This window comes from Enterobacter sp. ECC-019, from assembly GCF_043974075.1.
GTDB lineage: Bacteria > Pseudomonadota > Gammaproteobacteria > Enterobacterales > Enterobacteriaceae > Enterobacter > Enterobacter asburiae_D.
In genome coordinates this window covers 2,813,255-2,825,480 of record NZ_CP143759.1, presented here as the reverse complement: position 1 = coordinate 2,825,480, position 12,226 = coordinate 2,813,255, and the positions used below count along the sequence as shown (strand labels likewise).

The following is a 12,226-nucleotide window of genomic DNA, read 5'->3' as shown; positions in this document are numbered from 1 at the left end:
CATGTTTAAATCAAGCCGATGCTAATTTCTGTCATCGGCTGATTCAGACACGAGGACTTCATGAAAAACAATAACTACCAACAACTCACCCGCACCTTCCAGCGTCTCTCCCGCTTCTCGCACCTCTCCTCCATCGCCAGCTGGGACATGTTCACCATGATGCCGCCAGGCGGCAGCGCCGCGCGCGGCGAGGCGCTGGCGGAGATGAGCGTCCTGCAACACCAGATCCTGACCGATAAAAAAGTCGGAGACCTGTTAGCGGCGGCGGCAGGTGAAGATTTAAATGACGTCGAACAGGCCAACCTGCGCGAAATGACGCGCCACTACCAGCAGGCCACCCTGCTGCCGGAATCGCTGGTAGAAGCCAAATCCCTCGCGGGGAGCAGGTGTGAACACGCCTGGCGCACGCAGCGCCCAGCCAACGACTGGCAGGGTTTCTCCGCTAACCTGAAAGAGGTGGTCAAACTCAGCCGCGAAGAGGCTCGCCTGCGGGCTGAAGCCAAAGGCTGTACGCCGTACGACGCGCTACTGGATATTTTTGAGCCCGACATGACCAGCGCGCGTCTGGACGTTCTGTTCGGCGGTATGAAGTCCTGGCTACCGGACCTGCTGGCAAACGTGGTGGAAAAACAGGCTCAACGGTCGTTTATTCCCCCGCAGGGTCCCTTCCCGACGGCAACCCAGCGTGAGCTGGGCCTGGAAGCCATGAAGATGCTCGGCTTCGATTTTAACGGCGGCCGCCTGGACGTCAGTGCGCACCCGTTCTGCGGCGGCGTTCCGGAGGACGTGCGCATCACCACGCGCTATGACGAGGATGAACTGCTCAGCGCGCTGTTTGGCGTGATCCACGAAACCGGACACGCCCGCTACGAACAAAACCTGCCGCGCGCGTGGGCAGGACAGCCGATTGCCCTGGCGCGCTCAACCGCGATCCATGAATCACAGAGCCTGTTCTTTGAAATGCAGCTGGGACGCAGTGAAGCCTTCCTCAAGCATCTTCTCCCTGCGGTGCACGCCCGCTTTGGCAGCCAGGCGGCGTTCAGCGAAGAGAACTTTATTGCCTGGAACCAGCGCGTGAAGCCTGGCTATATCCGCGTCGATGCGGACGAAGTGAGCTACCCGGCACACGTGGTGCTGCGCTATGAGATTGAGCGTGCGCTGATCAACGGCGAGATCGAGGTGGACGATATTCCTGCACTGTGGGATGAGAAAATGCAGGCCTGGCTCGGGTTATCCACCAAAGACAACTACCGCAACGGCTGTATGCAGGATATCCACTGGACCGACGGCGGTTTTGGTTACTTCCCGTCCTATACGCTTGGCGCTATGTATGCCGCCCAGCTGTTCCATGCCGCCAGGATTGCCCTGCCGGGTCTGCAGGCCTCCATCTCTGAGGGCGATTTTTCCGCACTCTTTGAGTGGCTGCGTCAGAACATCTGGCAGCACGGCAGCCGCTTCAGCACGTCGCAATTAGTCACCCAGGCGACGGGCGAGGACCTGAATATCCGTTACTTCCGCGAACATCTGACCTCGCGCTATTTGTAATCTGCATCGCCGGGGGGAACCCCGGCAATGTACATATGGTTACACGCCGATACCAATCACTCACGGAAACCTCGAATTTACAGGGATATAGTTATTTCAACGGCCCCGCAGTGGGGTTAAATGAAAAACCAAATTCGAGGGTATGAGAATGAATAAAGTATTAGCTCTGGTTGTTGCCGCTGCTATGGGTCTGTCTTCTGCTGCGTTTGCTGCTGACACTACCGCAACTGCTGCACCGGCTGCCGCACCTGCTGCAACCACCACCGCTGCGCCAGCAAAAGCGGTTCACCATAAGAAACATCATAAAGCTGCAGCGAAAAAAGAAGCCGCTGCACCAGCAACCGCAGCGCCAACCGAGCAGAAAGCTCAGGCTGCCAAAAAGCACCACCACAAGAAAGCCGCTAAACCGGCTGTAGAGCAGAAAGCTCAGGCTGCTAAAAAGCATCACCACAAAAAAGCTGCTAAACCAGCTGTAGAACAGAAAGCTCAGGCTGCTAAAAAACATCACCACAAAAAAGCTGCTAAACCAGCTGTAGAACAGAAAGCTCAGGCTGCTAAAAAGCATCACAAAAAAGCAGTAAAACACGAAGCTGCTAAACCAGCTGCACAGCCAGCTGCGTAAGAGTACAAGCTTAACCGTGCCCTTCGGGGCACGTTGGTAAACCGGCGCTGAACCGGAACAGGTTCCGCGCCGTTTTTTTTATCCGGAGGGCGTATGCTGCGACGCTATCGGTTTGAGCTGATTCTGATCCTGCTTATTTTATGCGCGCTCATCGCAAGCCATTTTTATCTTTCCTGATTGTAGCACGCTGATTTTACTCCCACTTTAGCGCTGTCCCGTCTATAGTATTTTCATAGGGTTCACTTTTAATAATCATAATTACCCCCACCAGAGTGTGATATGCGTAAATCTGTTGTGTTGTTACTGGGAACGTTTGGTCTTTTTTCTGGATTCTCACATGCGGATGATGGCGGTGATGACACCATTAGCGCGAAAGAGCTAAAGACGCTTTTTTTCGGTCATGACGATCGTACGCGCGTCGCCGATCCCACCCAGGCCCCCTGGGATGCAATAGGTCAACTGGAAACCGCCAGCGGTAATTTATGTACTGCGACGTTGATCACTCCGCAGCTTGCCCTGACGGCAGGCCACTGCCTGTTAACGCCGCCAAACGGCAAGCCGGATAAAGCGGTTGCCCTGCGGTTTGTGTCGCAAAAAGGGACCTGGCGCTATGAAATCCACGGCATTGAAGGCCGGGTTGACCCGTCTCTCGGCAAACGTCTGAAACCGGATGGTGACGGCTGGATAGTGCCGCCGGCGGCCGCCTCATGGGATTTTGGGCTGATCGTTTTGCGCTACCCGCCTTCAGGCATTACGCCGCTGCCGTTATTTGACGGCGACAAAGCCGCACTCACCGCCGCGCTGAAAGCCGTCGACCGCAAAGTGACGCAGTCGGGCTATCCTGTCGATCATCTGGATACGCTTTATACACATACCGACTGTATTGTGACGGGCTGGGCGCAAAACAGCGTGCTTTCGCATCAGTGCGATACGTTGCCGGGTGACAGCGGTTCACCGCTGATGCTGAAAACGGAAAACGGCTGGCAGCTGATCGGTGTCCAAAGCTCTGCCCCGGCGGCAAAAGACCGATGGCGCGCCGATAACCGGGCCCTGTCCGTTACCGGTTTCCGCGACCAGCTGAAAGCGCTGGCGCAGCAGTAAATCAGCAGCGTCTGACCTTACGTAACGCTCTGATTGACTCAATCGGCATCGGCTGGCTGAACCAAAAACCCTGCAGTTGATCGCAGCCAGCCAGCCGCAGCAGTTTCATTTGCTTCTCGGTTTCCACCCCTTCAGCCACCACCGCCATGCCCAGCGCATTGGCGATCCGCACCGTGCCGCTCACCAGCGCGGCCGCCTGTTCATCGTGGTCCACCAGCCCGGCCAGGGATTTATCGATCTTGATGGTGTCGAAGTTAAAACGCCGCAAATAGCCGATGCTGGAATAGCCGGTACCAAAGTCATCCAGCGCCACCGCGGTGCCCAGCGCTTTAAGATTGGCTATCGCCATGCGGGCACGCTCAGGATTTTCCAGCACATAGCTCTCAGTGACCTCAAGCTGCAGCCGGTGGGCCGGGAAACGGGTGCTCTCCAGCACGCTGGCCACTTTTTCTTCGAAGGCAGGATCGCGAAATTGCGCGGGAGAGATATTAACGGAAAGCTTTAATTCACCGTAAGGCTGCAGATCTTCACAGGCCCGCTGCAGCACAAACTGACCCAGTTTGTAAATCAGACCGCTGGTCTCCGCAATGGCGATAAAGGTATCCGGACCAAGCGGCCCCTCCGGGCGACGCGGCCAGCGGACCAGCGCTTCGACGCTGCTCATTGTCTGGCTGCGGGCGTCAATAATCGGCTGATACCAGACCTCAAACTCATCGCGCTCCAGACCGTCACGAATCTGATTTTCAATCGCCAGCTTGCGTTCCCGGACGCTGTTCAGCTCCGCGTCGTAGTGGGTAATACGCCCTTTCCCGCTCATTTTGGCGTGATACATGGCAATATCGGCGCGGCGAAACAGTTCGGAACTGTTGCATTCGGTCAGGGTTCCGCTGGCGATGCCGATGCTGGCACCGATATGGATGGTGCGTTCCCCCAGCTGAACCGGGGTGGTGAGAAAATCCAGCACGGAAACGGCAAAGTCGGTAGCCTGCGCCTCTGCATCATCTCCGCCGATGGTCATGGCAAATTCATCCCCGCCCATGCGCGCCAGCATCCCGCCGGGCGGCACGCGTTCATTCAGCGTTTTCGCTATCGCCACGATAAGATCGTCACCGACGCTGTGGCCGTAGATGTCATTCACATCCTTAAAACCATCGAGATCGATAAATACCACGCTTTTGACGTCGGTATCACCGCGTAAACGCACCCGATCCAGCGCCTCGATGAGCGCGCGCCGATTAGGCAAATGGCTTAGCCAGTCCGTTCTTGCGACCAGACGCGCCTGGCTTTCGCCGCGCGCGAGTTTGTACAACCCCACGCTGCTCACCAGAATAAAAAGCAGGATCAGCGCCGACGCCAGCACCACAATCTGCCTGATATCAGAAGATGCCGCCCGGGCGGCCTGCGCGCCCGGAAGCCGCGCCTGCCAGTTCAGAAATCCGACTAACTCCCCTGCTGCACTGTGCAGCGGCATGCTGCGCTCGTTAATTTTTTTTGGGGTAAAGTGGAGGTTATCGATCTGAAAGGTGCCGCCCAGGTCGGATAGGATTCTGGCGTTCAGATGGCGGGTAATGACCAGATAGCGACGCGTTCCGTCGTGGATCTGTAACCTGCCGACCATCGGGCGAATCAGCCCAATGCCGACAAAGGCCACGCCGGTGCGCGTCTGGCTGATCCCCGCATAGATATTTTTTTCACCCGCGAGCGCTCGCCCGTGCTGGTCGATAAGCGCTTTGAGGCCTCTACCAAAGAAGTCGAGGTTTTTTTCGCCAAAGGGTCGGCTTTGAAACGATCCCCAGAGGACGTTGAAATGCTCATCCAGCACGAAGGTCCCGTCATAGAGGTTATTGATTTTAAAGCCGGTACCCCAGGTGTTGTACAGCCAGTCGGTATCGAGCGTGGGACGGTAGGCCTCCCGCACCGCATCGTCCCAGACGGCGTTATCAAGCACAAGAGAAGAGACGCGGTTAACCGAGGTCTGAATGGCCCCCTGCACGGAAAGCGCCGTGCGGTGTTCATCAATTTCGTTGGTTTTGGTGCTGATAAGATGCAGGGAAAGATAGAGCAGTGCGACGATGGAGATGATTAAGCCGATCCCCGCCATGAAGACCATGGCAAACAACGTTCTCGCATTGGGAATATTGCGCCAGCTTAATGTGCGATACATCAGCCATCCTCTTCATGTTTTGCTTTTCTAAGCGTAATACAGGCAGCGAATTTCGCTGCCTGTAAATCATGGATTGAGGTCTGTCAGGCGAGTTTTATCATGATCATGCCGGCAAGCAGCAGTATAAGCCCCATCCAGCCCTTGTTATTTAAGCGCTGGCCGAAGAGTACCCAGCCTGCGGCCAGCGTGGCGGCGATACCAAAACCACCCCACAGCGCATAGGCCACAGAAAGATCGATCCCTTTTACCGCCTGGGACAGGGCGCTGAACGCCCCCAGCACCGCGGCAATCGACATCAGGCCATAGAGTTTACGGCGAAAACCATCCGAGAATTTCAGCAGAACGTTCGCCAGGATTTCCAGCACGATGGCGAGCCCCAGCCAGGCCGCATGAACCCATTCAAACTGTTGCATGGTTCTGCTCCTTCTGCGGTTTGCCAGGCTTTCGGGTACCGGATTTAATCAGCACAATACCCGCGACCAGCGTCGTTAATCCGGCGACCTTCATTGTTGTTAATGTTTCGTCAAATATCAGCACGCTGAACAGCGTAATCAACAAAATACCGATCCCTTCCCAGAGTGCATATGCGACGCCCAGCGCAATTTTTTTTACCGCAAACGAGAGGAAAATATAAGAAAGCGAAATCATCACCAGCATCAAAATAAAACCGGTGTTGCCATCGCTGACGCTTGCCCACTTCATCGACAGCGTGCCGGTAATTTCAGCGATAATTGCCAGCGCTAATAGGATCCAGTAAAGCATGTTTTTCTCCTGCTTGAGAATATAATCCATCGTGGCCCGCTGCATGCAGCAAACCAAAAAATACGAATTGAAATCAGACAGCTAAGCGCTTAGCGCCAGCTCAGGCAGAAGAAATGACTATAGTGCGGTGCGCCAGTGTTGCTCACCAGAAAGCAGGCAGAAGGAGGTGGAGTATACAGCGGTATTGTTTGAAGAGTACGTCCTGAACATATTGTCCATAAAATTACAATTATCCGCGTTGTTGCTTCTCGTCTTTGCGGATGAAAATTGTCCTCAGTAGTTAAACACACCAAATTTGTATCATAAGCTAGGATTTTACTCAAAGTCTTTGCAATTCTTTACCCATCCCGTTTGATTTTGGTTAGTTTATTGCAACGCCTTTCACCTTTATTATAAATATAAATAAAATTTCGGAGTCACCATGGCTAAACCCATTATTACCCTGAACGGGTTAAAAATTGTCATCATGCTGGGCATGCTGGTGATCATACTGACGGGCGTTCGTTTTGCCGCGGACATTATTGTGCCTTTTATTCTGGCCCTGTTTGTTGCGGTGATCCTTAACCCGCTGGTACAGCGCATGACGCGGCTACGCATTCCGCGCGTGCTGGCCATCACGCTGCTTATCAGCATCATTATTGTGGCGATGGTCTTGCTGGTGGCGTATCTGGGGACCTCGCTAAATGAACTGGCGCGAACGCTGCCGAAGTACCGCTCTTCGCTGGCAATCCCGCTGCTGCAGCTGGAACCCTGGCTGCAGCGCGCGGGTATCGAAGTCTCGGTTGAGGAACTCCTGAAATATATCGACCCCAACGCGGCCATGACGATCGTCACCAGCCTGCTGGCGCAGCTTTCCAATGCCATGACCTCCATTTTCCTGCTGTTCTTAACGGTGGTGTTTATGCTGCTGGAGGTGCCGCAGCTGCCGGCAAAGCTGCAGCAGATAATGGTCCGTCCGGTGGAAGGAATGGGGGCGATTCAGCGCGCGCTGGACAGCGTCTCCCGCTATCTGGTGCTGAAAACCGCCATTAGCCTGGTCACGGGCGGCGTCGTCTGGGCGATGCTTCTGGCGCTGGACGTTCGCTTTGCATTTGTCTGGGGGTTGCTGGCGTTTGCGCTTAACTACATTCCCAACATCGGCTCCGTGCTGGCGGCGATCCCCCCTATCCTTCAGGTGCTGGTTTTCAGCGGGCTTTATGACGCGCTGATCCTGCTGGCCGGATACCTGGTCATCAATCTGGTGTTCGGTAACATTCTTGAGCCGCGCATGATGGGACGGGGGCTGGGACTCTCCACGCTGGTGGTCTTTTTGTCCCTGATTTTCTGGGGCTGGCTGCTCGGGCCGGTTGGGATGCTGCTCTCCGTCCCGCTGACCATCATCGTTAAGATTGGCCTGGAACAGACGGCGGGCGGGCAAAGTATCGCCGTGCTGCTGAGCGATATGAGCCATCAATAGCGCTGACAGGAGGATGTGCTGGCCCTCCTGTCTTCGCGATAAGCGACGGAAGAGTTGCAAATTGAGAAACACGCCACGCGTGGCGACAGTGCTTATTCTTTGCGTGTTGACTACTCGCGCCAGCCCATTGCCGGTGCGACATGTTTGAGAATAGACTCAATCACGTGCGCATTATAATCCACACCCAGCTGGTTCGGCACGGTCAGTAATAACGTATCGGCTTCGGCAATCGCGTCGTCCTTTTTCAGCTGTTCGATCAGCTTGTCCGGCTCCGCCGCATAGCTGCGTCCGAAGATGGCGCGCGTTTTCTCATCAAGGTAGCCCACGCTATCGCTGTCGTTACGGCTGGCACCGAAATACATCCGGTCGCGGTCGTCCATCAGCGCAAAAATACTGCGGCTGACCGACACCCGCGGCTGACGCGTGTGCCCTGCCTCTTTCCAGGCCTGACGGTACGCGCGGATCTGTTTTGCCTGCTGAATATGGAACGGCTCACCGGTTTCATCGTCCTTCAGGGTTGAGCTTTGCAGGTTCATTCCCAGCTTTGCGGCCCATACGGCCGTCGCATTTGAACCGGCTCCCCACCAGATACGCTCGCGCAGCCCTTCAGAATACGGCTCCAGGCGCAGCAGCCCCGGCGGATTCGGGAACATAGGCTGTGGGTTGGGTTTTGCAAACCCTTCACCGCGCAGCACCTCAAGCAGCACCTCGGTATGACGGCGCGCCATATCCGATTCGTCTTCCCCTTCCTGCGGGACATAGCCGAAGTGACGCCAGCCATCAATGACCTGCTCCGGCGAGCCGCGGCTGATGCCAAGCTGCAGACGACCGCCGGAAATGAGATCCGCTGCCCCCGCATCTTCGGCCATGTACATCGGATTTTCATAGCGCATATCAATCACGCCGGTACCGATTTCGATGGTTTTCGTTTTTGCGCCTATTGCCGCCAGCAGCGGGAACGGCGAGCTAAGCTGTCGGGCGAAGTGGTGCACGCGGAAATACGCGCCGTCTGCCCCCAGCTCTTCAGCCGCCACGGCTAAATCGATGGACTGCAGCAGCGTGTCTGCCGCCGAGCGCGTGCCGGACTGCGGAGAAGGCGTCCAGTGACCAAAGGATAAAAACCCGATCTTTTTCATAACCATGTGTCCTGATAATGCGTTGCGTTCTGTCCACTTTACGCATTACCCGGTAAGAATAAATGCCGTTTATTTAACTGAAAGCATCAAATAAATTGACAGAATAGCGTGGTTCGTCATTCCGCCCCATAATGGGATATAATATCCCCCACTTTTTTCATGGCAGGTAAAACCGGCAATGGCTCTGATCCCTAAAAACTACGCGCGACTGGAAAGCGGCTATCGCGAGAAAGCATTAAAAATCTATCCCTGGGTCTGCGGACGCTGCTCGCGGGAGTTTGTCTATTCCAATCTGCGTGAACTCACGGTTCACCATATCGATCACGACCATACCAACAACCCGGAAGATGGCAGCAACTGGGAGCTGTTGTGCCTGTTTTGCCACGACCACGAGCATTCGAAATACACCGAAGCGGATCAGTACGGCACCACCGTGGTCGCCGGGGAAGACGCGCAAAAAGACGTGGGCGTCGCCACGTTTAACCCGTTTGCCGATTTAAAAGCGATGATGGATAAGAAGAAATAATCCTCTCGTCCCCTCGCTCACATCGTGCTCCGCGAATTTAAAATGTCCAGGTGATAGCGGCGGTTGCAGACCCCTCATTACGCCGCATCACGATCGGGCTGTCATTCGCACGATCGCCAAGCCAGGTATAGTCCGCGCTCAGGACCGTCCCCCAGTGGGCATCGAACTGATGGCTCCAGGTCAGACTGGTGTCGACGCCGTAAAATCCACCCGGCGCTGAATAGCGGCGATATCCGGTGCGGCGGCTCTGCTGCTCGCTGACCCCATACCAGGTATTCAGATAACGACTGTCGCCAAACAGGGCCGCGGACTGAAAGGCGATCGTGTCCTGGTTATTTTGTACGGGGATCAGCGTCACGGAAGCCTGATAGCTGGCCCCCTGGCTGTCCGTTAACGGCAGCGTCGCTTTGCCTTCCACACTCAGCCAGGGCGCGGCCTGCCAGCCCACCGCAAGGCCGGTATTCAGGGTGGTATCAATGTCCCCCATCCCTTTCAGATTGTTTGCGCCCTCACGCCAGCCAGAATTTTTCTCAGCCCTTCCGAAGTCATAGCCTAGCGTGTGTTCGAAATACCAACCTCTGTCGTTTTGCAGGTCATATCCCACCCCTTTTTGCGCATCAATAAAGAAAGCGCCTTTACGACCCTGCAGCACCGGAACCACCTGCCACACCTGCTTGTCTGAGCCTGAGTAACGCGGGGCATACTGCCCTCCCAGCCCGACGGTTAAGGAATCGGACGCGGAGCCATCATCCGCCTGCACGCCGGAAGTCACGACCATCAGAAACGGGACGGACATATACAGAACTTTTTTTATCGCTATCATACTGCTCTCCATACAGACGCTGGCGTCTCCTGATTCAGGGGCGGCCATACAATGTTGGCGCAGTATGATTTGGCTGAATCAATGAATCATCGGGAAAGTGTTAAGAAATGGTCAAGGTGAACGGATGTTGTCCAGAAGAGTGCTGATTATTGAAGATGACGCCGATGCGGCTGGCGTGCTCGAAGCCTATTTACGGCGTGAAAATTACGACGTGACCATTACCGGAGACGGTCTTTCCGGGCTGGATATGGCGCAGCGGTGGAAGCCCGACCTCATCCTGCTGGACGTGATGCTGCCGGGGCTTAACGGCACCGAGGTGCTGGCTGGCCTGCGTCGTAAAAGCGATGTGCCGGTGATCATGGTCACGGCCATGGGGGATACCCCCGACCGCATTGGCGCCCTGCGGTACGGCGCCGATGATTACGTTGTTAAGCCTTATCATCCGGGAGAAGTGGTGGCTCGGGTGCAGGCGGTGCTGCGGCGCAGCCGTAAAAAAGAGACAGACGAAGCGATCCTTCGCTGGCAAACGCTGGAGGTGGATGTGGCCGCCATTGTGGCGAGCGTGGATAACGGCGACGACGCGCCCGTGATGCTCGATCTTACGCCAACGGAATTCTCGCTTCTGGCAACGCTGCTGCGTTCTCCTGCGCACCCGTTTTCCCGTCAGTATTTACTGGAACACTGTTTACCGGAAAGCGAGGCGCTGGAGCGCGTGGTGGACACCCATATTTATAACCTGCGTAAAAAACTCGAAGCGGCGGGGATTTCAGGCGTGCTGATCAACGTTCGCGGCGTGGGTTACAGGTTCAGACAGCCATGATAAAAAACCGGCACTCCTCTCTGTGGCGCTGGATTTGCGCGCGCATCTTAGCGCTGGCCATCGGCAGCGTGATCGTCATTGCCACCTGCATGTGGCTACGCTATGCGGTGCAGAACTACTGGATAATGGGCAGGATGCCTCCGGCGGTCCGCCAGGAGTTTCTTACGCTCAGCCAGAACCCGCAGGCCAATCCGGCCCGCTTCCACGCGATTGTGGACACCTGGTGGGGCCTGAGCTATTCCATGCCGTCTATCGCCTCAGCCGACTGGGTCACGGTGGCCCTGCTGGTGCTGGTAATGATCCCGTTTATCGTGGTGATGGGGCTAAAACACGCCCGGCCGCTGGCGCTGCAGTTCAGCCGCCTTCGCGATGCGGCAAAGGATGTCGCCGACGGGCAGTTTGGCCGTCAGGCAGAGCTCATCAAGAATGCACCGGCGGAAATGGTCAGCTTCGCGGCCGACTTTAACTCCATGACGGGGCAACTCGCCCGCTATGAAAAAGAGCTCCGCGCCTCACACGTTGCGATGGCGCACGAGCTGCGCTCGCCCCTGACGGCCGCCATTGGGCGTCTGCAGGGCATGTTAGACGGCGTGTTTGATGCCAGCCCAGCGCAGCTGGGCATGGTGATGAAACAGCTTCAGCATCTCAACCGCCTCACCGATGAGCTCCACCTTCTCTCGTTGGCCGACGCGGGTAACCTTGTGCTGGAGGACCAGCCGTTCTGTCTGGAAGAGCTGATTCAGGAGCGGGCAGCCTGGATCATGCCCCAGGCTGATGCGCATCATTTCCGGATAACGCTTCGTAACCCGCGCACCTGTCCCTTCAGAGGCGATGCGTTCCGTCTGGGCCAGGTTGTGACCATCCTCATGGAAAATGCGCTACGTTACGGACGTGATGGCGGCCATCTTGAGGTGGCGCTGCAGTACGCCAGCGGGCATTACGCCCTTGAATTTACCGATGACGGGCCGGGCGTATCGCCCCAGTTTTTACCGGAAATGTTTAAACGTTTTAGCCGCGAGGAGCAGTCCCGCGCGCGGCATTCTGGCGGCAGCGGCCTCGGTTTGTCCATCGCCCGGGCGATTTGTCAGGCGCATGGGGGTGAGATTAGCGCGTCATTACCGGAAACCGGCGGCCTCGCCGTGCGCATTTTGTTGCCCTGGCAACCGTCTGATAATGAAAATCTCCACTCTTGATAAAGCCTTGACAGAACATCGAATCTTTCTCGACGTAGCCCGCATTTAATAACGCCATTCCCTTTATGGAGCGGCGTT

At 56.1% G+C, this 12,226-nt stretch carries 12 protein-coding genes; 7 read left to right on the top strand and 5 right to left on the bottom strand.

All coding sequences use genetic code 11. From position 1 onward, the window contains the following. Window positions 1–60 precede the first annotated feature (60 nt). The 3 genes from V1566_RS13490 to V1566_RS13480 all read left to right on the top strand — a co-directional run bounded on the left by V1566_RS13490 (window position 61) and on the right by V1566_RS13480 (window position 3,268). Window positions 61–1,545: a carboxypeptidase M32 gene (locus V1566_RS13490; protein WP_395303607.1), complete on the top strand. Its 1,485-nt coding sequence runs from the start codon at window positions 61–63 to the stop codon at window positions 1,543–1,545. Between the two features lie 148 nt (window positions 1,546–1,693). After that, window positions 1,694–2,167: an acid resistance repetitive basic protein Asr gene (asr, locus tag V1566_RS13485; protein ID WP_024909141.1), complete on the top strand. Its 474-nt coding sequence runs from the start codon at window positions 1,694–1,696 to the stop codon at window positions 2,165–2,167. Window positions 2,168–2,446: 279 nt separating this feature from the next. Next, window positions 2,447–3,268 (top strand): trypsin-like serine peptidase, encoded by an 822-nt coding sequence (locus tag V1566_RS13480; protein WP_395303606.1) that lies wholly within the window; start codon window positions 2,447–2,449, stop codon window positions 3,266–3,268. A 1-nt stretch (window position 3,269) separates the two neighbouring features. Here V1566_RS13480 and V1566_RS13475 read toward each other — a convergent pair whose 3' ends face one another. From V1566_RS13475 to mdtJ, 3 genes are all read right to left on the bottom strand, one after another. Continuing rightward, complete coding sequence (locus V1566_RS13475) at window positions 3,270–5,432, bottom strand: EAL domain-containing protein (protein ID WP_395303605.1); 2,163 nt, start codon at window positions 5,430–5,432, stop codon at window positions 3,270–3,272. 83 nt (window positions 5,433–5,515) lie between these two features. Beyond that, on the bottom strand, window positions 5,516–5,845 hold the full coding sequence (gene mdtI / locus V1566_RS13470) for a multidrug/spermidine efflux SMR transporter subunit MdtI (RefSeq protein WP_024909144.1): 330 nt from the start codon (window positions 5,843–5,845) through the stop codon (window positions 5,516–5,518). Next, the gene (gene mdtJ, locus V1566_RS13465) at window positions 5,832–6,194 is read right to left on the bottom strand and encodes a multidrug/spermidine efflux SMR transporter subunit MdtJ (protein ID WP_395303604.1); all 363 of its coding nucleotides are present in this window, start codon (window positions 6,192–6,194) and stop codon (window positions 5,832–5,834) included. The genes mdtI and mdtJ overlap by 14 nt, the downstream gene beginning before the upstream one ends. Before the next feature lie 421 nt (window positions 6,195–6,615). Between mdtJ and V1566_RS13460 the strand changes: the two genes are divergently transcribed. Then, window positions 6,616–7,650 (top strand): AI-2E family transporter, encoded by a 1,035-nt coding sequence (locus tag V1566_RS13460; RefSeq protein ID WP_395303603.1) that lies wholly within the window; start codon window positions 6,616–6,618, stop codon window positions 7,648–7,650. A 110-nt stretch (window positions 7,651–7,760) separates the two neighbouring features. On the opposite strand, the gene V1566_RS13455 is transcribed toward V1566_RS13460, so the two are convergent. After that, window positions 7,761–8,786 (bottom strand): LLM class flavin-dependent oxidoreductase, encoded by a 1,026-nt coding sequence (locus V1566_RS13455; protein ID WP_032657621.1) that lies wholly within the window; start codon window positions 8,784–8,786, stop codon window positions 7,761–7,763. A gap of 178 nt (window positions 8,787–8,964) precedes the next feature. Between V1566_RS13455 and yajD the strand changes: the two genes are divergently transcribed. After that, window positions 8,965–9,312, top strand: a complete 348-nt coding sequence (gene yajD, locus V1566_RS13450; RefSeq protein ID WP_003857471.1) for an HNH nuclease YajD — start codon at window positions 8,965–8,967, stop codon at window positions 9,310–9,312. A 37-nt stretch (window positions 9,313–9,349) separates the two neighbouring features. Here yajD and V1566_RS13445 read toward each other — a convergent pair whose 3' ends face one another. Then, a complete protein-coding gene (locus V1566_RS13445; RefSeq protein WP_395303602.1) occupies window positions 9,350–10,135 on the bottom strand; it encodes a MipA/OmpV family protein in 786 nt (261 codons plus the stop codon). 124 nt (window positions 10,136–10,259) lie between these two features. Here V1566_RS13445 and V1566_RS13440 point away from each other — a divergent pair, with 124 nt between their 5' ends. Beyond that, on the top strand, window positions 10,260–10,955 hold the full coding sequence (locus tag V1566_RS13440) for a response regulator (RefSeq protein WP_395303601.1): 696 nt from the start codon (window positions 10,260–10,262) through the stop codon (window positions 10,953–10,955). Then, a complete protein-coding gene (locus V1566_RS13435; protein ID WP_395303600.1) occupies window positions 10,952–12,148 on the top strand; it encodes a sensor histidine kinase in 1,197 nt (398 codons plus the stop codon). Before V1566_RS13440 ends, V1566_RS13435 begins: the two co-directional genes overlap by 4 nt. Window positions 12,149–12,226 lie beyond the last annotated feature (78 nt).

Bases quoted from the DNA above. Each gene is read 5' to 3' on its own strand.
- V1566_RS13490 (WP_395303607.1), top strand. From the start codon at position 61: ATGAAAAACAATAACTACCAACAACTCACCCGCACCTTCCAGCGTCTC.
- asr (WP_024909141.1), top strand. From the start codon at position 1,694: ATGAATAAAGTATTAGCTCTGGTTGTTGCCGCTGCTATGGGTCTGTCT.
- V1566_RS13480 (WP_395303606.1), top strand. From the start codon at position 2,447: ATGCGTAAATCTGTTGTGTTGTTACTGGGAACGTTTGGTCTTTTTTCT.
- V1566_RS13475 (WP_395303605.1), bottom strand. From the start codon at position 5,432: ATGTATCGCACATTAAGCTGGCGCAATATTCCCAATGCGAGAACGTTG.
- mdtI (WP_024909144.1), bottom strand. From the start codon at position 5,845: ATGCAACAGTTTGAATGGGTTCATGCGGCCTGGCTGGGGCTCGCCATC.
- mdtJ (WP_395303604.1), bottom strand. From the start codon at position 6,194: ATGCTTTACTGGATCCTATTAGCGCTGGCAATTATCGCTGAAATTACC.
- V1566_RS13460 (WP_395303603.1), top strand. From the start codon at position 6,616: ATGGCTAAACCCATTATTACCCTGAACGGGTTAAAAATTGTCATCATG.
- V1566_RS13455 (WP_032657621.1), bottom strand. From the start codon at position 8,786: ATGAAAAAGATCGGGTTTTTATCCTTTGGTCACTGGACGCCTTCTCCG.
- yajD (WP_003857471.1), top strand. From the start codon at position 8,965: ATGGCTCTGATCCCTAAAAACTACGCGCGACTGGAAAGCGGCTATCGC.
- V1566_RS13445 (WP_395303602.1), bottom strand. From the start codon at position 10,135: ATGATAGCGATAAAAAAAGTTCTGTATATGTCCGTCCCGTTTCTGATG.
- V1566_RS13440 (WP_395303601.1), top strand. From the start codon at position 10,260: ATGTTGTCCAGAAGAGTGCTGATTATTGAAGATGACGCCGATGCGGCT.
- V1566_RS13435 (WP_395303600.1), top strand. From the start codon at position 10,952: ATGATAAAAAACCGGCACTCCTCTCTGTGGCGCTGGATTTGCGCGCGC.